The 19,038-nt window shown below is 34.3% G+C and carries 21 protein-coding genes; 10 read left to right on the top strand and 11 right to left on the bottom strand.

Translation table 11 applies throughout. The features are described from left to right. Positions 1-5: 5 nt before the first annotated feature. The 3 genes from K7G76_RS15000 to K7G76_RS14990 are packed head-to-tail and all read right to left on the bottom strand — an operon-like array spanning position 6 to position 3,433. A complete protein-coding gene (locus tag K7G76_RS15000; RefSeq protein WP_223035027.1) occupies positions 6-662 on the bottom strand; it encodes a hypothetical protein in 657 nt (218 codons plus the stop codon). Between the two features lie 6 nt (positions 663-668). Beyond that, complete coding sequence (locus tag K7G76_RS14995) at positions 669-2,405, bottom strand: tetratricopeptide repeat protein (protein ID WP_223035026.1); 1,737 nt, start codon at positions 2,403-2,405, stop codon at positions 669-671. A gap of 29 nt (positions 2,406-2,434) precedes the next feature. Beyond that, positions 2,435-3,433: a DUF4421 family protein gene (locus K7G76_RS14990; protein ID WP_223035025.1), complete on the bottom strand. Its 999-nt coding sequence runs from the start codon at positions 3,431-3,433 to the stop codon at positions 2,435-2,437. 81 nt (positions 3,434-3,514) lie between these two features. Between K7G76_RS14990 and K7G76_RS14985 the strand changes: the two genes are divergently transcribed. The 5 genes from K7G76_RS14985 to K7G76_RS14965 all read left to right on the top strand — a co-directional run bounded on the left by K7G76_RS14985 (position 3,515) and on the right by K7G76_RS14965 (position 8,004). After that, positions 3,515-4,090, top strand: a complete 576-nt coding sequence (locus K7G76_RS14985) for a non-canonical purine NTP diphosphatase (RefSeq protein ID WP_223035024.1) — start codon at positions 3,515-3,517, stop codon at positions 4,088-4,090. A gap of 63 nt (positions 4,091-4,153) precedes the next feature. Then, on the top strand, positions 4,154-4,615 hold the full coding sequence (locus K7G76_RS14980) for a hypothetical protein (protein WP_223035023.1): 462 nt from the start codon (positions 4,154-4,156) through the stop codon (positions 4,613-4,615). A 66-nt stretch (positions 4,616-4,681) separates the two neighbouring features. Then, on the top strand, positions 4,682-5,149 hold the full coding sequence (locus tag K7G76_RS14975; protein WP_223035022.1) for a hypothetical protein: 468 nt from the start codon (positions 4,682-4,684) through the stop codon (positions 5,147-5,149). 229 nt (positions 5,150-5,378) lie between these two features. Further along, a complete protein-coding gene (locus K7G76_RS14970) occupies positions 5,379-7,145 on the top strand; it encodes a DEAD/DEAH box helicase (RefSeq protein WP_223035021.1) in 1,767 nt (588 codons plus the stop codon). 85 nt (positions 7,146-7,230) lie between these two features. Further along, the gene (locus K7G76_RS14965) at positions 7,231-8,004 is read left to right on the top strand and encodes a carboxypeptidase-like regulatory domain-containing protein (protein ID WP_223035020.1); all 774 of its coding nucleotides are present in this window, start codon (positions 7,231-7,233) and stop codon (positions 8,002-8,004) included. Between the two features lie 7 nt (positions 8,005-8,011). Here the strand turns inward: K7G76_RS14965 and K7G76_RS14960 are convergent, their stop codons facing one another. Genes K7G76_RS14960 through K7G76_RS14945 form a run of 4 tightly spaced genes read right to left on the bottom strand, consistent with a single transcriptional unit; the run spans position 8,012 to position 10,812 of the window. After that, positions 8,012-8,386 (bottom strand): VOC family protein, encoded by a 375-nt coding sequence (locus K7G76_RS14960; protein WP_223035019.1) that lies wholly within the window; start codon positions 8,384-8,386, stop codon positions 8,012-8,014. 4 nt (positions 8,387-8,390) lie between these two features. Further along, complete coding sequence (locus K7G76_RS14955) at positions 8,391-8,915, bottom strand: SRPBCC family protein (RefSeq protein WP_223035018.1); 525 nt, start codon at positions 8,913-8,915, stop codon at positions 8,391-8,393. 43 nt (positions 8,916-8,958) lie between these two features. After that, complete coding sequence (locus K7G76_RS14950; protein ID WP_223035017.1) at positions 8,959-9,612, bottom strand: TrmH family RNA methyltransferase; 654 nt, start codon at positions 9,610-9,612, stop codon at positions 8,959-8,961. After that, positions 9,613-10,812 (bottom strand): CHRD domain-containing protein, encoded by a 1,200-nt coding sequence (locus K7G76_RS14945; RefSeq protein ID WP_223035016.1) that lies wholly within the window; start codon positions 10,810-10,812, stop codon positions 9,613-9,615. It lies immediately after the preceding gene. A 92-nt stretch (positions 10,813-10,904) separates the two neighbouring features. On the opposite strand from K7G76_RS14945, the gene K7G76_RS14940 reads away from it, so the two are divergent. Further along, the gene (locus K7G76_RS14940; protein WP_223035015.1) at positions 10,905-11,585 is read left to right on the top strand and encodes an SIR2 family NAD-dependent protein deacylase; all 681 of its coding nucleotides are present in this window, start codon (positions 10,905-10,907) and stop codon (positions 11,583-11,585) included. On the opposite strand, the gene K7G76_RS14935 is transcribed toward K7G76_RS14940, so the two are convergent. Both K7G76_RS14935 and K7G76_RS14930 read right to left on the bottom strand, forming a co-directional pair. Continuing rightward, a complete protein-coding gene (locus tag K7G76_RS14935; protein WP_223035014.1) occupies positions 11,577-12,299 on the bottom strand; it encodes a DUF6090 family protein in 723 nt (240 codons plus the stop codon). The two genes, K7G76_RS14940 and K7G76_RS14935, sit on opposite strands and share 9 nt — an antisense overlap. Further along, positions 12,299-13,864 carry a serine hydrolase gene (locus K7G76_RS14930; protein ID WP_223035013.1) on the bottom strand — a complete coding sequence of 522 codons (1,566 nt, stop codon included), beginning with the start codon at positions 13,862-13,864 and terminating at the stop codon, positions 12,299-12,301. The genes K7G76_RS14935 and K7G76_RS14930 overlap by 1 nt, the downstream gene beginning before the upstream one ends. 231 nt (positions 13,865-14,095) lie before the next feature. Here K7G76_RS14930 and K7G76_RS14925 point away from each other — a divergent pair, with 231 nt between their 5' ends. From K7G76_RS14925 to rsgA, 3 genes are read left to right on the top strand one after another with little or no spacing between them, the layout of a single operon-like run. Then, a complete protein-coding gene (locus K7G76_RS14925) occupies positions 14,096-14,647 on the top strand; it encodes a TetR/AcrR family transcriptional regulator (protein WP_223035012.1) in 552 nt (183 codons plus the stop codon). Positions 14,648-14,694: 47 nt separating this feature from the next. Beyond that, positions 14,695-15,489, top strand: a complete 795-nt coding sequence (locus K7G76_RS14920) for an MBL fold metallo-hydrolase (RefSeq protein WP_223035011.1) — start codon at positions 14,695-14,697, stop codon at positions 15,487-15,489. Between the two features lie 28 nt (positions 15,490-15,517). Then, positions 15,518-16,573, top strand: a complete 1,056-nt coding sequence (rsgA, locus tag K7G76_RS14915; RefSeq protein WP_223035010.1) for a ribosome small subunit-dependent GTPase A — start codon at positions 15,518-15,520, stop codon at positions 16,571-16,573. Positions 16,574-16,729: 156 nt separating this feature from the next. Here rsgA and K7G76_RS14910 read toward each other — a convergent pair whose 3' ends face one another. Then, positions 16,730-17,962 carry a glycosyltransferase gene (locus K7G76_RS14910; protein ID WP_223035009.1) on the bottom strand — a complete coding sequence of 411 codons (1,233 nt, stop codon included), beginning with the start codon at positions 17,960-17,962 and terminating at the stop codon, positions 16,730-16,732. A 3-nt stretch (positions 17,963-17,965) separates the two neighbouring features. Continuing rightward, on the bottom strand, positions 17,966-18,436 hold the full coding sequence (locus K7G76_RS14905; protein WP_223035008.1) for a heme-binding domain-containing protein: 471 nt from the start codon (positions 18,434-18,436) through the stop codon (positions 17,966-17,968). Positions 18,437-18,473: 37 nt separating this feature from the next. On the opposite strand from K7G76_RS14905, the gene K7G76_RS14900 reads away from it, so the two are divergent. Beyond that, entirely contained in the window at positions 18,474-19,037 is a 564-nt protein-coding gene (locus K7G76_RS14900; protein ID WP_223035007.1) for an adenylosuccinate lyase, read from the top strand. Position 19,038: the final 1 nt, after the last annotated feature.

The following is a 19,038-nucleotide window of genomic DNA, read 5'->3' as shown; positions in this document are numbered from 1 at the left end:
TTGTTTTAGTCAGTTAAGTCCACAGAAATAAACTTTTTAACTTTTTGGAAATCTGTCAATTTAATTCCTTTTCCTTCGGCAAAATTTCCATCTTCATCTAAATAATAAAGTAATTTAAGCACACCATTAGGGCATTTGATTTTTGGATTATATTTTTTATAATTATAATAAGAACTAAATGCCAAATAATTAAAGTCGCTAATTTCTTGAACTGCAAAATAAGTTTCAATAATCTTCTTTTTCTTTATTACATATCTATAGAACTTATATTTAGACCCATCTATTATTGTGTCTTGTAGTTGCTCCAATATTGCCTTTTTATAATTATGATTACCACTATATGGTCTATAATTCGAGCCCAAATTTATTGTCATTGCATTAACGAATGATTCTTTATCAATAACAGATTCAGAGGATAACCTCTCTTTGTCTAAAAACATAATCTTAAATTGATTTTTATTTAAATCTACAAGTAATGCAGAGTAATTTTTATTTTTAGAATTAATCAATCTGAAATTTCTTTGTGCTCTATCCGTATTTTCGTTATAAAAATTATACTCCAAAATATAATCAAACTCATAAACCTTTTGATTTTTCGTATTTTGACAAAATCCGCAAAAAGTAGAACAAAAAATAAGAAATACAATTATTTTTTTAAGCATGGTTATTTATTCTGGGAAGTTTAATTGACTTTTCAATGCAATAAATCTTGGGTTATTCCATATTTCTTCACTGAAAAAAACATCTAAATTATATAAATAAACGCTTGGAGCCTTTTCAGTTATACTTTTTTCAACCCAATAAAAAAACGTGTCTAAATCTCCCTTGTCCAAATACACTAAACTTACTGCAACAGGATCTTTATAATTCGACTCATCTACTCTACTTAAAAAAGTATTAATGGCATTTTTCTTTACATTTTCCTCACCACATTTAGAGTACATTTCTACAAAGGTATGCTCTATTAATTCACTACTCCATTCACCTACCAATTCTCTAGCCTTCTCCATATCTTCTAAAACCAAATCACATTTATTTTGATACAATCTTGCATAAGCTCTTTTAATGTAACCCCAAGCCCAATTAGGGTGAATGCTCAAAGCCTCACTAAATGAGTCTTCTGATTTTTTAAAATTGCCTGACACCAGATTAACCCATCCTAAATTATGGAGACTTGATATAGAAATTGGATCCAATAAAATGGCTTTTTCTGCATACTCGATAGCTTTATCATACTTTTTCATTGCTACCAGAAAGGCGGAATACCTAATTAAAGCATCAACGTTTAATGAATCTAAATCAATCGCTTTTTTATAGGAATCTTCTGCACCTTCCCAATCAAAATCGCCATAGAAATTAATACCTCCTTCTACTACATAAGTTTGAGAATATGATGGATCTAGAGCCAAAGCAGTTTGAACGGCCATTCTAGACTCATTAAAAATTTCATCCCTTGTAGCTGTTGAAAACATGGCTTGAATAATCTTCTCATTAGCTATAGCAACATATGCTGGGACAAATTGAGGGTCTATTTCGATAGCTTCCCTAAAATGGTTTAGGGCTTTTTCTGCCTCTTTTTTAGTAGACCCATAACTTAAAGCTCTGCCTTTCATATAATGTGATTGAGCCTCTGGACTGCTGCTTTTTTTACTAATTCTCGATATGGCATCCTTTTTAATTGAACTCGGCAAAGATTTTAATAAGGATGCTGCAATATTATCTTCTAATTTAATAACATCATTATCTTCATAAACTATCTTATCACCCCATATTTGAATATCATCATAAACATCTATTAATTGACAATTAACTACAATTTTTTCATCTACAGATTCCAGTTTACCAATAAGCATTAAATCTGCATTTAATTTGTTTTTTACACCAGAGGTATTTCTGTCTGACTCTTCAAGAATAAACGTAGAATTTCTGGCTAACACTCTCAAATTAGTCATTTTCGATAATCGATTTATCAAATTTTCCGGAATGCCATCCGATAAATAAACTAAAGACTTCTCAACTGAATGATTCTCAAATGGTAAAACAGCTAGCCTTCTGTTATCATTCAGCGAATCTGAATTCACAACAGATGGGTTATTTTGCGGTGTTGACAACCAAAAATAACATCCAATAGTAATGGTTGTAATAATTATTGCCAAATAAATAAAACGCTCTTGGTTTGTGAATTTTTGCTCGCCTTTTTCACCATGCTTCCAATTCCAAATTATAGAAATAATAAATCCACCAAAAAGCAGAATTAAAGTCAGCGAGAGCATTTTTGGATTAAGCCCATACTTAACAATAAAAAAATCGACAGCCTGAAGTATAATAAATGCCGCAGCAGGATAGGCCACAAACGACTTCCAAATTTGACGGTTTTTTAAAATATTGAAAAAAGATTTTTTCATGCTAGTAAAAATACAATATAAAAACTAGACTATTTTTTCCGTTTTTTATTAACTCCCAATTTATAACCAAAAGCCAATTTAGCCTTGGACAGGTAAAAGCTATACCTATTATCATAACCCAATTGAGTTGAATAGGTTTCGGCACCATAGATCAGGTTAATATAATACCGCTTAACATTATACCCTAGAGCGAGTGTGAAATCCAATTTATAAAGCATGGGTTTTGATGGTTTATAATTCTCATCTTCTAAAGTGACACTTTTATTCATGAGCGCCACTCCTGGCATAATATTACAGGTTGCAACAAAATTTTTAGGTAACATAAAAACCGATAAAAATCCAGCTAACACACCAACAGCAATACTATTATACCGTTTAATTTCTGCTTGTTCATTATAAAATAACTCGCCATTTGGGGGCAGGATATCATCATTTGAAGAAAAATAATCATAAACGCCAAAAACACCTAAACCTCCTGTTATATAAATATTTTTATTACGCTTTGCCAAACCTGCCTTTAAGAGTGAATATGAAAATTCAATTTCAGACAAGGTATATAAGTAATTAAAACCTACTGTAATAGACTTAATATCGTCTCTAAAAACGGTTGGTTCCCCAAAGTTGTTTTTAACATTAAATCCTTTGTACGATTGAATAAAACCATTAGCATAATGGTGCTTACCAACAATAATGGTTCCTTGAGCATCAAAACGGTTGGTAGCCTCCTTATTCGCCGTTTTTATATTAAATGCAATATCTATTAATACTTTACTGCTCGCAAAACCAAAACCCAGTCCATAACGGTTATTGGGTACATAGCGCGATTTGGTATCTCCATTTTTTAATCTAAACTGTTTTACTTTATAATTTGAAAATAACCGTAGGGAATAATTACTAATATCGTGATCAATGAACAGTGAATCAACAACATCAATTAAATTTAGAGAGTCTTTATCTTTCTTAATTTGGGAATGACTTGAAAAAGAAATAAAACTTACCGTAAAAAGAATAATAATTCTGTGAATCATATTATGCAAAACAACTAAATTTGATAAAAATTATTTCGTTAAAACCTCTCAAAAAGCTAAAATTACATTAATTCAATTAATATGCAACTTGTTTTCGCAACCAATAATTTAAATAAACTCACCGAAGTACAAAGGCTTATCCCATCACATATAAAGCTTTTAAGCTTAAAGGATATTGGCTGCGAAGTGGATATTCCTGAAACGCAAAATACCATAGAAGGCAATGCTATTCAAAAAGCCGAGCACATAAAAACAAAATATGGTTACGATTGCTTTGCAGATGATACCGGTTTAGAAGTAGAAGCCCTAAATGGTGAGCCTGGAGTCTTCTCGGCACGATATGCCGGTGAGCAACGTCATGCTGAAGATAACATGAATCTATTATTAGATAACTTACACAAAAAAACAAACCGAAATGCCCAATTTAAAACAGTAATTGCTCTACACCTTAACAACGATCTAAAAACCTTTACTGGGATTTGTAAAGGCGAAATTACTCAAGAAAAACACGGCGATAAAGGATTTGGATACGACCCGATTTTTAAAGCTGAAGGTTACACTAAAACCTTTGCAGAAATTGCTCTAGAAGAAAAAAACAAAGTAAGTCATCGTGGTAAAGCCATACAACAATTGGTAGCTTTTTTGAGCAACTATTAATCATCATGTAATAAAAAAGCTTATATTATCCAGGAATTAAATAAACACCTTAAAGAACCTGTTATGAAATACTTCAAGCCATTTACCATACTACTCCTTGCCCTTTCTTTTTCTACTTTAGGTTGTAAGGACAAAACCGAAGCACCTCAAGAAGCCTCCCAAGAAACTGAACTTCAACCGCTACAGGTTTTTGATGCTCCTGCAAAGCAAAACACGACTGCACAAAACACCAGTGGTTTATATCATTATACCTGTCCTAATGGTTGTGCTGGTGGCGCTGCTGCTGCAGGTAATTGTAGTTCCTGTGGTACTGCTTTAGCACATAATCAGGCCTATCACAACAATACCAATACCAATAATTCACCAACTAGTACAACAACGAACACTACAGCACAAAGTGGGCAAAATGCAGCTGGTGTATGGCATTACACTTGTAGCAACGGTTGTGTTGGAGGAGCTGCATCTGCCGGAAATTGTGGTGCTTGCGGTAATACTTTGGCGCATAATACGGCTTATCATAATTAAAAAGACTTTTTTGATTTTTTGACGCAACCCAATTGTGTTTTGAGCATCTACTAATAAACCAACGTTATGAAAAACGTATTATATATACTATCTGTTTTCTTGATTTTACTGTCATGTAGTAGTGATGATGATAATACTGAAAGCACCCCACAAACCATTGAACCCGAAGTTCGAATACTTGGTGAGTGGAAACTCATATATATTTTTCGTGTGTCATCGCCTCCAAATGAATTTGATTATTCAAATGATGAAATCATTTTTGATTTTAAATCAAATGGCACTGTAACAGTAACTGGTAATGATGATCCGTCATTATATTTCACCAATGGTGAATATGGATATGAATTTTTAGAAACGCATCATAATGTTAATGGCGCTGATATCCCATATAAATTATTCAAAATTGGTAATCGCCGTTGGACGGGTTTTGCTTTCGACGTTGAAGGTGATAATGCTTTTGACATTGAATTTTTTGATTTCACATTTAGTTATGTTGATACGGATGGTCCATTCTATGGATTTATAAGAAATTAAAAAGATGTTTTTTACTTATTTTAATAATAAAAACAAGTCATTATTGCATTCTTTAATTGTAAGTGAAACCACTTCTCAAATAAAAGTGTATCTTTGCCCACTGAAATACAGCGGTTTGTATTTCGTATTCCTCAGGGTGAGGATGTGTTACCAAGAAGTTTAGGTTTAAGTATGTCGATTCGCTTCTGTTGTAACACCTTATAACATAATCGAATACTTACATTTAAGAATGAACACATTCCAAGATTTAGGTCTTAACCAAGACCTATTACAAGCTATTAATGACATGGGTTTTGAAACCCCAAGTGATGTACAAGAACAAGCTATCCCTATTTTATTAAACCAAGACACCGATTTAGTGGCATTGGCACAAACCGGAACTGGTAAAACGGCAGCCTTCGGTTTCCCGATGTTACAAAAAATCCAGATGGATAGTCGTACCACACAAGGCTTAATCCTATCGCCTACGCGTGAACTTTGTTTACAAATCACCAATGAACTCAAACAATATGGTAAACATTGCAAAGGCTTACATGTGGTTGCCATTTATGGTGGTGCCAGTATTACCGAACAAGCTAAAGACGTTAAAAAAGGGGCACAAATCATTGTGGCCACTCCTGGCCGTATGAAAGATATGATCAGTCGTCGTTTGGTGGATATCTCTAAAATTGAATATTCAGTTTTAGATGAAGCTGATGAAATGCTGAACATGGGATTCTATGAAGATATCACCGATATCCTTTCGCATACACCACAAGAAAAAAATACCTGGTTGTTTTCGGCTACTATGCCAAAAGAAGTGGCAACCATTGCCAAAAAATTCATGCACCAACCGGTTGAAATAACCGTAGGTACTAAAAACGTGGGTAGTGATCAGGTTTCTCACGAATACTATTTGGTAAATGCCAGAGACCGTTATTTAGCCTTAAAACGATTGGCTGATGCCAACCCTGATATCTTTTCAGTGATTTTCTGTCGTACTAAACGCGACACCCAAAAAGTTGCCGAAAAACTCATTGAAGATGGTTATAGTGCTGGTGCTCTACATGGTGATTTAAGTCAAAATCAACGTGATTTGGTAATGAAAGCATTCCGTAACAAGCAAATTCAAATGTTGGTAGCTACAGATGTTGCTGCTCGTGGTATTGACGTTGATGATATTACGCATGTTATCAACTATCAATTACCTGATGAAATAGAAACCTATACCCACCGTAGTGGCCGTACAGGTCGTGCCGGTAAGACGGGAGTTTCCATGGTTATTGTATCTAAAAGTGAAGTACGTAAAATTAAAAGTATTGAACGCATCATTAAAAAAGACTTTGTAAAGAAGGACATTCCAAACGGTATGGAAATCTGCGAAGTCCAATTAATGTCCTTGGCCAATAAAGTACACAATACTGAAGTAAACCATGAAATTGATAAATATTTAGATAGTATCAATCAACTTTTTGAAGATACCAGTAAAGACGAATTGATTAAAAAATTCTTTTCGGTTGAGTTTACGCGTTTCTTTAATTACTATCAGAAATCTCATGACTTAAACATTTCAGCCGACGCCTCAAGTAATCGCCCTGGTGATTCAGGTGACAATACCCGATACTTTATAAATGTGGGTAAAAAAGATGGCTACGATTGGATGAAATTGAAAGATTTCCTTAAAGAAATTTTAGAGTTGGGTCGTGACGATGTTTTTAAAGTTGATGTAAAAGAAAGTTTCTCCTTCTTTACCACCGAAAGTAAGTTACAAGAAAAGGTATTGGCATTCTTTACCGATTTTAAACACAACGGTCGTTTTGTAAATGTTGAAGTTAGCGAAGACAAAGGCAGAAGTACCAGTCGCGGTAAAAGGCGTCGTGATGGCGGCAAACGTAGACGTGATGACAAACCTAGAGGCGATAGAAGAAACAGTAGACGTAAATCTGATAATAAACCTAGACGTTCTGAAACTAGAACGTCTTCAGGTTCTTCAAGACCCAGACGTTCAAGACGATAAACCAATTGTTAATTTTTAGTCAAATTAAGGGATAAAAGCCATATCTATTTTTTTGTTTAGTACTTTTATCCCTAATTTAGTCGAAATGAAAAATTGCTTCTTCCTACTTACGTTTATACTTGTATCTGCTTTTGGCTTTTCACAAGAAGAAACTTTTGTTAAAGGAAAAGTAATTAATGCTTCAGAGGCAAGTCCGTTAGAAGGTGTAAATATTGTTAACCTTACTCAAGTTATTGGTACGACAACGAACGATAAAGGGGAATTTAAACTTTCTGCTCAACCTAACGATACGCTGCATTTTTCGTATTTAGGGTTTAAATCCATAAAAGTTAGAGTAACAAACGACTGGATTAAATTTGGTAGTTCAACTATTCAATTAACCGAATTGGCTTTAGCTTTAGAAGAAGTTGTAATAAACGAATTCCGACTAACTGGCTTTTTAGAACTCGATATCCAGCAAGTACCTATTAACACCAATTATCGCTATAGAATTTCTGGACTACCGTCTACAGGTTATGAGGCAGTCAATAGATCTAATGCCGTAAACAAAGTTTTAGGCGCCATTTTTAATCCTGCCGACTTCTTGCATAACATGTTTGGTAAAAAAGGAAATGAAATGAAAAAGCTAAAACAGATGAAACAAGACGATGAAATTCGTAATCTGTTGGCTTCTCGTTACGACCGCGAAATGCTCATGGTATTATTACAAGTTGACAAGGTAGATTTAGATGAAATAGTAAGACAATGCAACTATTCGGCAGACTTTATAAATTCGGCTAACGATTTACAACTACTTGATGCCATAAGCGAATGCTACGAAGAATACAAAGTATTAAGTCGTAGCCGAAGTAGAGGTTAATATTACATTAAGCTCTAGAGTGTAACGCCACACGATTGCCTTCAGTATCTATAAAAACACCCATGTATCCATGTTCAGGAGAAATTTGGGTTTTAGACTGATAGATTTTACCGCCTGCTGCTTCAATTCTATCTAATTCGTTTTGTACATTATCAGAAATAAAATACACCAACGTACCTTCTTGACTTGGTATATAAGATTCTTGTTTTATTAAGGTACCTTGAGCCCCTGGCACCTGACCTCTGTCTGGAAACCAACCCATTAATATACCACCAAAATCTACGACGTGAATATCAATTTTAAATACAGCTTCATAAAAAGCCTTCGCTCTATCCATGTCTGATACTGGTATTTCAAACCAGCCAACCATATTATTTTCCATAATTTTAATGTTCTAAAACAGTTTTTAATTTAGCTAATCCTTCTTCAAAATCCTTACCGACAGCCTTTTCAAAATTAAAAAAGAGCATCATAATATTAAATGGTATTGGATTTACACCTTTAAAGCCCCAAACTACTTTAGTTTGATTGGGCTCAAGTTCTTCAACAGTAAAATAACCTACAGATTCCGATTTCCAAGGTTTAAAAAACCGCAGCTGTGTTTCCATTCGTTGGTTTTCGTCTATATGTAGTATTTCCTGTTCACCTGTCCCTACTTCTTTGTTACCTTCCCACTTGGAAATGAAACCAATTTCGCCATCGGTACCAACAAACTCTTGCTTCATGTTTGGGTCTTTCTGTTTCCAAGGCGACCAATCATTTTGATTTTTAACATGTTTAATATAACTGAAAACTTCCGGAACTGGTTTATTGATAACTACACTTCGATTAACTTCATAATTTCTAGGAGCTACCAAGGCCAAAACTAGAATTAGAGCCAAGAGCCCTAATAGGATATAGATAATAATCATAAGAATAAAATGTTAGTTGGTTATTCTAAAACTACTAAATCATTTATTGATTATAAAATCTTTTAACAATATCATCATAACTTTTAACAGTCTTTTTTATCCAATCCAAACGTTTTTCTTGCTTTTCGCTTTCGGTCAATTCCCAATTAATTGTAGATTTTTTTAAACGTGTGGTAACATCTTGAAGTAAAATAGCTGCTGATACAGAAATGTTTAAACTCTCTGTAAAACCATACATCGGAATCTTAACATAGCAATCGGCTTGATCTAAAACTTCTTGTGACAATCCTTCGGTCTCACGACCAAAAAAGAAACAGGACTTTTTGCTAACATCAAAATCTTGAAGGAAACAATCGTTTGTATGTGGTGTTGTAGCTACAATTTGATAGCCTTGGTTTCGCAAACTGGACAAACAGCCCTTTACATTATTATAACGGTTTAAATCGACCCATTTTTGGGCTCCCATGGCAATCTCACGATCTATTCGCTTACTGTTTATCTCTTCAATAATGTTGACTTCCTGTATACCAAAAACATCACAGCTTCTAATTACTGCACTGGTGTTATGGAGTTGATAAACGTCTTCTATAGCTACTGTAAAATGTTTAGTACGCTGTGATAATACATTTTGGAATCTGGCTTTTCTATTTTCAGTTAAATAGCCTTCCAAATGTTCCAATAATGCTAAATCTACCATCTAATTATTTGAACCTATGTTACCTTGAGCAACCAAAACATCCAATTGCGTATCACTTAAATGCACATTTATATATCCATTTACAGTTTCTACTTCATCATAGCCAAATGGTGTGCCATCATCAAGCAATTCAACATTTGTTTCGCTAACTCCCGTATCACCTTCTACATTATTAAATGTAAAAATAATTGGTCCTGTTGTTGCAAAATCATTAGCATGTATATGGCTTGGGTAAGAAGACCCAGACACTGCATTCTCTAGTGTGATAACAGCTAATGCCGTTCCATTGTTTCTTTGATAAAATGTTGCAGTACCTTGAATTCCGGGTACATCAACCTCATTTAATGGGTATGCTAGTGCAGCTCCCGTTAATTCGTTTTCACCAATATCACCATTCGATACTATGGTTTGCAAATTTGCAGGATCCAAATGCACATTTATATGGCCATCATATTCGGCAATATCTGTAAAGCCAAACTCGGTACCATCGTCCAATTGTGAGACATTTGTTTTACTAATACCTGTATCGCCATTTAAATTATTAAATGTAAAAACCACTGCTCCGCCTTCAAGAGCTGTATTATTGTGAATATGAACCGGTAGCATAGTCCCATTAGCCGTATTGGTTAACTCAATAACCGCTAGTGCCTCTCCATTTTCACGTTCTGAAAATTTTGCCGTACCACTTATTCCAGACATTTCTACATCGCTTAAAGCATATGTTTTTGTGTTTCCGGTTAAATCATTTTCTCCTATATCGCCTTGAGCTAAAAGCGAATCTAAATTATTGGAGCTTACATGCACATTTAGATGACCATTAAAGATTATAAGCTCTTCATAAGTTATAGGTGTACCATCATCTAAGGCTGTAAATATTGTGGTACTTCTTCCTGTATTACTATTAACTGGGTCTAATGTAATGGCGACAGAACCTCCTTCAACTGCCGTTTCATAATGAATATGGGCAGGATGATTACCATTATTAGTATCTAATCCGGATAATATAACTTGTGCAGTAATGGATAGGTCTTCATTTTTAACAAAGCGTACATAACCCGTAACAATTGGGTTTTCCACAGCACTTAAATCATACTCAATGTACGTTAATCTTGAATCGATAGGAATTGAATTTTCATCACTCGCACAATTGGTAAATAGAATTGTGGCAACAGAAAACAGTAGTAATATAGATTTCTTCATAAATTATTTAATAACACTCTAAATTTACAATTTATACTATAAAACCAAATAAGTTATTAATTATTATCTCGTAATTTTTATAATTTTAAGCTATGAAGCATATTGTAGTACTTACTGGAGCAGGCATGAGTGCCGAAAGTGGATTAAAAACTTTTAGAGATGCCAACGGACTTTGGGAAGGTCACGATGTTATGGAAGTGGCTTCACCAGAAGGTTTTGCCAAAAATCCGGAATTGGTTTTAGAGTTTTACAACCAAAGACGCAGGCAATTACTGGAAGTTGAACCAAATGCTGCCCATTATGATTTAGCCAAACTTGAAAACGAGTATAGTGTATCTATTGTTACCCAAAATGTAGATGATTTACACGAACGCGCAGGAAGTTCTAACGTTTTACACTTACATGGTGAACTATTAAAAGCTAGAAGCACTTACAATGAAACAGATATTGCCAATTGGAAAACCGATTTGGTTTTGGGTGATGTCTGTCAAAAAGGTTACCAAATGCGACCGAATATAGTTTGGTTTGGCGAAGCCGTTCCTATGATTGAAAAAGCCATTGAAGTATGTGCAACAGCAGATATCTTAATGATAATTGGCACTAGTATGCAAGTGTATCCTGCTGCTAGTTTAATGTATTATGTACCCAATGGCACACCAACCTATTTTATAGACCCAAAACCGGCCATAGGAAGCACGAAAAATCTAACCGTAATTGCTCAACCCGCAACTGTTGGTGTTGGTTATGCTATTGAACAAATAAAACTAATTTAAATACTGTTCAATATTCTGGATTAAACCGTTTGTTAATTCTAGTAACATTTCACTTAAATTTTTAATACTTTCAGAACTATTGAATCTGTATTCTAATTGAGCGAAAACAGTTGCTTTATGTTTGTCATTAAATTTTGTTTTAGCTAAAACTTTATTATTGTCATCCACTTCAAGGCCAAGACCATTATTCGCCACAAATAAGCCAAAATTCGCATCCATCATATACAAATTATTATTATTGACAACAGACTCTACATAATCTAAACGCTGAAAATAACGTATAATGTTATTTTGTAAATCTTCATTTATAATAAGGTTAATACTGCCGCTGGAAATCATATTATTAAAAGTGGCTCGATTAGCTTTAAAGGTATGCCTTCCTGCTAAATCAGAAAAAATCCTTTTTAAAATAGATTTATCACCTTCATCAGGAACAAATGTTTTTGCTGAATCTATTTGTGCTATAACTACTAGCTCATAGTCTATTTGCTCTTGCAAAAGTTCTTTTTGAATTTCTAAATCTTCTTTTAGATTCTTCAAAATGGTTTTTTCATGAACCCTATTTTGTTTCTCTTTATTCCATGTATTAATCTGTAAGGCTATAAGAATACCTATTACCACTAGAACAATTTCCCCAATGGCATAGAAGAAATAGCGCTGTGCTCTATTCTGCTCCAGCAATTTTTTTCTGATTTTTCGTAATGCTGAAACCATTAGTCAATACGTTTAAGGTCCAAATCCTGAAAATCGAAACTAAAATCGATGTTAGGTGAAATACCTTTCATAGTAAAACCATTGGCTTTTCCATTTTCATCTATTGTGAACATGGCAAAGGCATCGGCATTCATATCTTGATATTCCCATTTAATGGCAAAGGTTTCTTCCTTGTATTGTTTCAATGGACCATTTAATAATGGAGACCGATGACACTTAATCCATAACTGATTATCTTTCTCGAACACTTCAATTTTACCAAACCAAACATCTTGGTACACGCCTATGTATTTGCTTTTATCAACGGCATCTTGATCCATATTGGCTACAGCTTCCCAAACCTTATTTGTTGCAGCATCGTCACCGCTTTTAAACGATTTCATATAGGCTGCATACTTGTCAATCCACTTAAAGTCATCCAACTCAAAATACATGTCCAAAACGGTATTGGATATGGCAGAAAACATAGCACCACCATCATTACTGGTATTGGTTAAAATAACGATTCCCAAATTCATATCAGGAATTAAAATGGTTTGCGATAACATACCTGGCAAACCTCCTGTGTGTTCTACCTTCATATTGCCTTTAACATCAGACAAAAACCAACCCAAACCATAACCCGAAAAGTGTGAATTGTAACGTGGATTACGATTAACATCCATGACCGAATGGATTTTCCACATATTGTTATGATTGGCTTGATTGAATAATTGGCTGCTTAATTTATCACCATATTTACCTTTGTTTAATTGTAGTAACATCCATTGGGATAAATCATTCACATTAGAGAAAATACCACCTGCTGCTCCATTTATCATTTCTTCAAAGGTTGGAATAATTCTAATATCACCTTGTTCTGTGGAATGTGAAGCCGATAGATTACTGGTGTCTTTAATGTTTGCCAACGCTCCATAGGTATTGTCCATACCCAATGGCTTAAAAATTCGGCTTTCCACAAAAGCTTCCCAAGTCATACCACTTTTTCGGGCAATAAGCTCACCAGCTACTAAATACAACAGGTTGTCATAATCCCATTTGGTTCTAAAAGCTGACTCTTGTTTCAAGTGCTGAAAACTTGACAACAAATCGTCCATGGTAAAATCGCTGCCTTGTGGAAAAAACATGAGGTCACCTGCGCCTAATCCCAATCCGCTGCGGTGTGTGACCAAATCCACAATATTAAAATTTTCCTCAACATAATCATTATACATGGTGAATTCTGGAATATGGTCTTTAACCTTGTCGCTCCAGTTTATTTTACCTTCTTCAACCAAAATAGCCAAAGCCGCTGTGGTAAAAGCCTTGCTGTTGGACGCAATGGCAAAGTTGGTATGTTCGTTAACTGGTGCTTTGGTTTCAATGGATTTTACACCATAACCTTTTTCATGCAGAATGTCACCATCCTTTACAACTGCAACCGCACAACCAGCCACATTAAACTTGGTCATAGCATAATTAACAATAGAATCTATTTGTTGTGAGGTAACTTGTGCTTGAAACTGGCTAATGCAACATGTAATAAGAAATAGAAATATCGTTGCTTTTCTTTTTGTGGATTTCATAAAGAATAGTTGGTTGATTAATAATTAACGATTTGAAAGATAGCTAATTCCATAAGGAATTCCTATTGTTAAAAACAGTACTGCATATCATTTGACTTTATCAATTTAAACTACTAACTTCGTTTACGCCTGATATAATTAATTCCAACAATTCATATCAGTACGTTTTGCTTAATACAAAAAACCTCATTCAATGAATATAAATCATCTAGAATTTTTCTTTGTTTTTAAATGAGAGAAATAGAAAAAAAATGGTTAGAAATAGGCTATAAATGTTTTGCTCATGAAGGTCCAAAAGGACTTAAGATAGAAAGATTATCTAAAGAAGTCGGGAAAAATAAATCTTCATTTTATCATTTGTTTGCTGATTTAGAAGTTTTTACGGAAAGTTTATTGGAGTTTCACTTAAGTCGAGCAAAAAATATTTCAACAAAAGAATCAAATGCAAAGAATGAAGAAGAATTAATATCCATTATCATTGAACATAAAACTGACTTATTATTTAACCGTCAACTTAGAATCCATAGAAACCACCCTTTATTCAAAGAATACCTTGATCGTATCATGCAATTTTCCGTTCAGGGGTTACTCCCTGTATGGAAAAACATAATTTCCTTATCAGAGAATAGTGCTTTAGCACAAATGGTTTTACATCTTAGTTTGGAGAATTTTTATCTTCAAATTACAGACGAGACCCTAAACGAGTCTTGGCTAAAGTCATACTTTGCTGATATTCGGCAAATGGTTTTTCTCTTTAAAGGTCAATTAGACGGAAACGTCTAAAATCTTACGTACAGCTTCTCTAATTTTGTCTGAAAGGCAGATTAGACATGGAGTTTCACAAGTTACACATGTTGTTGCTTTGTATAGCATTAATAATTAATCAAGGCTGCACTGTGGTTAAAATAACAATAAGCGAAAAGAGAAATCCAATTCTGCAACAAGTAACAATTGGAAAAAACAGTAAGATAAAAACTTGGGGAGCAATCAAAGTAAACAAGTCTCACTTTTTCCCTTCAAGTTTTCAGATTAAAGTTGATGATATGGTTATTTACATCGATCCTGTAGGACTTGAGAATGCCGAGTATGCAGACTATATTTTGATAACACATGCTCATCCAGACCATTTCTCTTTTGAAGATATAAAAAGTCTTTTAAAAGATGAAACAACGATTATTTGTTCAAAGGGCGTTTCAAAAAAACTGTTAGATTTCGAAAATAAAATCCAAGTCGTAAAGCCTAATCATCAACTAGAACTTGAGGGTTTAAGCATCGCGACAACTTTTGCATACAATACAAAATCAGTTTTTTTATGGATTAAAGCACACCCTAAATCGCAAGATAATGTAGGCTATGTTCTCACATTAAAAAATGGTCTAAAAATATACCATGCAGGAGATACAGACTATATCACTGAATTGGAAGACCTAAATGATATTGATGTCGCTTTGGTTCCAATTGGAGGAGATAATCTAACTATGAATGGAGAGGAAGCTGCCAAAATTGTAAATAAGATTCGACCTAAAGTTACTATTCCAATGCACTATGAAATAAAAAACATAGAAGAATTGAATCGGTTTGAAATTTTGTTAAACAAAAGAACCAAAGTCATTAAATTAAACTAGGAAAGTAAATTAAGAATATCAAAGAAATATGACACTTCAAGATTTAGGATATAATGATTACTTCCAAAAATTAAGACTCGATAATAATCTTGAGGGTTTTGAAATTGGTCGTGTAATAGCCGAACACAAGGAAAGGTACATTGTAAAGAATGAAAAAGATGAATTTGAAGCAGAGATTACGGGAAATTTAAGGTTTTCTGCCAAAAGTCGTAAAGACTTTCCAGCCGTTGGAGATTGGGTTTCTCTAATAAATTATGAACCCAATTTTGCAATTATTCATAGCATTCTACCTAGACTTTCTATTCTATCCAGACAAGCTGTGAACAAATTTGGTGAGTTACAAATAATTGCCAGCAATATTGATTATTGCTTGATTGTGCAATCCGTTAATAGAGATTTTAGCATTAACCGATTGGAACGATATTTAACTCTGTGCTACAGTTCTAAAATTGAGCCAATAATTGTTATTACTAAAACAGACTTAACGGACGCGCATAACTTGAATGATTTGCTGAATAAAATAAAAATCAGAATTGAAAGTGTTCCTCTTATCCACGTAAGTAATGAAACAAAGGTTGGAATTGATAAATTGAAAAAACTTCTCTACAAAGGAAAGACATATTGTCTTCTTGGTTCATCAGGTGTGGGAAAATCATCCTTGATTAACAACTTGATTGGAGGAAGTCGAATGAAAACAGCCACTATTAGCGAAAGCATTGATAGAGGTAAACACGTTACAACACATCGTGAATTAATTCCCATGATAAATGGAGCCATACTTATTGACAATCCAGGAATGCGAGAAGTCGGTATTACGGACGGTGTACAAGGAATTGAAAGTACATTTGAAAAAATATATGACTTTGCCCAAAATTGTAAGTTTTCAGATTGCACACACACTTCTGAATCAGATTGTGCAGTTCAACTAGCTATTGATAATGGACAAATAGAGATATCGCATTTTGAAAACTTTATAAAAATGGAAAGAGAGAAAGAACATTATGAATCAACTGTAGCCGAAAAACGGAGAAAGGACAAGGATTTTGGAAAAATGATAAAAATCTATAAGAAAACAAAAAAATAAAAGAAGTAGTAAGCACAACAATGTGTAAGAGCAATAGCGATTTGGGTCCTAATTCAAACCGCTTTTTCATTTAATTAAACTATATGTAATTTGAAAAAGTAATCGCTTAAAATCGGTTGCTGCACATACACAAAACGTAAACGAAACTCATAATTTTCAGGGGCGATTCTTCTCCTCAATCCATTTACTCATATACTTTGTGCTTTGTAAAGTTTGATGCTGTAACATCTGCCCAATAGAATTGTTAAGCCTATGGTTTTCTAAATTCTCTTGCAATTGTTGTAATCGTGCTATAAATTCTTTTTGATTAGTTTCCTTATTAAATCGTGTATTTAGAACCTTAAAGCCATTCTGTTGTTTGGTTTTCCATTGGTTTTCATCAGTACAGAGTTGTACAGCCTTATTGGCAAAATCTGTAGGATTTTCTTCTATAAAACCATTAGATTCTAAATTCCCAAACATACCTTCGGCAGCAATGGTGCTCATGATACATGGTGTACCATTTTTCATAGCATCAATCAACTTGCCTTTTAGTCCTGCGCCAAATTGTAATGGTGCCAAACACACTTTAGCATGTTGCATGACTCGATCAACATCATCAGCAAAACCCTTGATGATAAATCCTTCCCTTTCATTATGTAGTTGCAGGACTTTTTGTAAAGCATAGGCTCCATATACATGCATTTCTGCTTTGGGCAATTGTTTTCTGATTAATGGCCAAATATTTTTTTTGAGATACAAAACCGCTTGATAATTGGGTTCGTGTAAAAAGTTACCAATGGTTATAAAATGCTGCCGTGCTTCAAAATTAGGAAGTTGTGCTATGACCTCATCTTCTAGCCTATCTTCCATAAAGGGTAGATAAGCCAACAGTGATTTATCAATATGCAAGTCATGAACCAACAAATCCATTTCGTATTCTGAAATAATCAAACTTAAATCACTTCGGTAAATACTTGCCAATTCTCGTTTAAAGGTATCGTTCAATAAATAGGTCCTCTCAAAAAGCTTTTGGTCTTTAAAAGCTTGGTGTCTGCCTTTTCGGAGTCCGTGCAAATCTTCGGTATCGAGAATTCGTAACGCACTCGGGCAATTTTCAGAAACACGCCAACCAAATTGTTCTTCCATCATAAAACGGTCAAACAATACAACGTCTGGGTTCAGTTCCGTTACAAACTCATCAAAAGTACTGGAATTCACTTCAATTGACTTTTGAGAAATTCCTATAGATTCCAAATCAAATGCTTGCTTGCGCTTTTCACAAGGACTAGCAAAGGTTGTTTGATAATCTAGCAATTGAAACGTTTCTATAAGCTGCATCATCCTACTCCCAGCCGCAGAACTCTTGGGTTCTGGCCAGACGTAGCCTATGATGAGCAACCTGAACATGGATTATTCTGGTTTTGGCTCTAAACCATATTTTACGCGTACAGCTTGCGCCCAATTAATAACCGACTGAATTTGTGCATCGGTCAATTTAGCCTCACCATGTGTCCACGTATAGGAATTTAATGGCATTTCTTTTTCTTCAACCATTTCAATCAACTCCTCCAACTTGTGGTCTTTTTTCTTGGTAGAATAGTCATCCCAAATCGATACATTAAAATGCCCCTTACCATGCTTTACGTGGTCTGCCAACCAATAGTTAACTGGTGTAATATTATTATACCAAGGATATCGTGTAGCATTACTGTGGCAATCATAACAGCTTTCCTTTAAAATAGCTTCAACATCCTGTGGCGGATTGGTATCGTTTAAAAAGGCATTAATGGCCAAATCGCCATCGTTCTTTTCTGGACCAAAAAATTGTGCGATTATAAATGCTGCTAATAGTATGAGTAAGAGTTTCTTGAAAAGTTTCATTTTATGTATTTTTAGATTTTAAAAATAGAAAATATTCGTGACTACAGAGCAACTTTACGAAGAATTAAATTATGTAAACCATTCACGGGAAAAGCGACTGTACTATGCCGATTTGGTTATTGATAATCCAGATTTGATTCCCAAACTGTTGGATATTCTCTTTATGGTTGATGATAAGGTATCTTGCCGAGCAGCTTGGGTTTTTGAGTTTATGTGTGGGGAAAATTTGGAAGCAGCTATTCCTTATTTGGATACGTTTACAGAAAACTTTGGTAAAGTTCATTTGGATTCGGCTGTGCGTCCAGTGGCTAAAGTCTGCGAATACTTAATAAAGGCCTTTTATTCAAAAACGGACAATAAAATCAAAACAGCTTTAAAACCCATTCATAAAGAGCGTATCATTGAAGCCTGTTTTGATTATATGATTAATGATGAAAAAATTGCTCCTAAAGCCTACGCCATGAATACACTTTATTTACTTGGACAAGATTATGATTGGATTCATCCAGAATTAGCACTCATCTTGGAACGTGACTACCAAATGCAGAGTTCAGGATTTAAGGCCAGAGCACGACATATTTTGAGAAAAATAAAACCGTAGC

This window comes from Hanstruepera marina (assembly GCF_019880635.1).
GTDB lineage: Bacteria > Bacteroidota > Bacteroidia > Flavobacteriales > Flavobacteriaceae > Hanstruepera > Hanstruepera marina.
Note: the sequence above shows the minus strand (reverse complement) of the source record. Positions and strands in the feature narration are given on the sequence as shown.

Bases quoted from the DNA above. Each gene is read 5' to 3' on its own strand.
- K7G76_RS15000 (WP_223035027.1), bottom strand. From the start codon at position 662: ATGCTTAAAAAAATAATTGTATTTCTTATTTTTTGTTCTACTTTTTGC.
- K7G76_RS14995 (WP_223035026.1), bottom strand. From the start codon at position 2,405: ATGAAAAAATCTTTTTTCAATATTTTAAAAAACCGTCAAATTTGGAAG.
- K7G76_RS14990 (WP_223035025.1), bottom strand. From the start codon at position 3,433: ATGATTCACAGAATTATTATTCTTTTTACGGTAAGTTTTATTTCTTTT.
- K7G76_RS14985 (WP_223035024.1), top strand. From the start codon at position 3,515: ATGCAACTTGTTTTCGCAACCAATAATTTAAATAAACTCACCGAAGTA.
- K7G76_RS14980 (WP_223035023.1), top strand. From the start codon at position 4,154: ATGAAATACTTCAAGCCATTTACCATACTACTCCTTGCCCTTTCTTTT.
- K7G76_RS14975 (WP_223035022.1), top strand. From the start codon at position 4,682: ATGAAAAACGTATTATATATACTATCTGTTTTCTTGATTTTACTGTCA.
- K7G76_RS14970 (WP_223035021.1), top strand. From the start codon at position 5,379: ATGAACACATTCCAAGATTTAGGTCTTAACCAAGACCTATTACAAGCT.
- K7G76_RS14965 (WP_223035020.1), top strand. From the start codon at position 7,231: ATGAAAAATTGCTTCTTCCTACTTACGTTTATACTTGTATCTGCTTTT.
- K7G76_RS14960 (WP_223035019.1), bottom strand. From the start codon at position 8,386: ATGGAAAATAATATGGTTGGCTGGTTTGAAATACCAGTATCAGACATG.
- K7G76_RS14955 (WP_223035018.1), bottom strand. From the start codon at position 8,915: ATGATTATTATCTATATCCTATTAGGGCTCTTGGCTCTAATTCTAGTT.
- K7G76_RS14950 (WP_223035017.1), bottom strand. From the start codon at position 9,612: ATGGTAGATTTAGCATTATTGGAACATTTGGAAGGCTATTTAACTGAA.
- K7G76_RS14945 (WP_223035016.1), bottom strand. From the start codon at position 10,812: ATGAAGAAATCTATATTACTACTGTTTTCTGTTGCCACAATTCTATTT.
- K7G76_RS14940 (WP_223035015.1), top strand. From the start codon at position 10,905: ATGAAGCATATTGTAGTACTTACTGGAGCAGGCATGAGTGCCGAAAGT.
- K7G76_RS14935 (WP_223035014.1), bottom strand. From the start codon at position 12,299: ATGGTTTCAGCATTACGAAAAATCAGAAAAAAATTGCTGGAGCAGAAT.
- K7G76_RS14930 (WP_223035013.1), bottom strand. From the start codon at position 13,864: ATGAAATCCACAAAAAGAAAAGCAACGATATTTCTATTTCTTATTACA.
- K7G76_RS14925 (WP_223035012.1), top strand. From the start codon at position 14,096: ATGAGAGAAATAGAAAAAAAATGGTTAGAAATAGGCTATAAATGTTTT.
- K7G76_RS14920 (WP_223035011.1), top strand. From the start codon at position 14,695: ATGGAGTTTCACAAGTTACACATGTTGTTGCTTTGTATAGCATTAATA.
- rsgA (WP_223035010.1), top strand. From the start codon at position 15,518: ATGACACTTCAAGATTTAGGATATAATGATTACTTCCAAAAATTAAGA.
- K7G76_RS14910 (WP_223035009.1), bottom strand. From the start codon at position 17,962: ATGTTCAGGTTGCTCATCATAGGCTACGTCTGGCCAGAACCCAAGAGT.
- K7G76_RS14905 (WP_223035008.1), bottom strand. From the start codon at position 18,436: ATGAAACTTTTCAAGAAACTCTTACTCATACTATTAGCAGCATTTATA.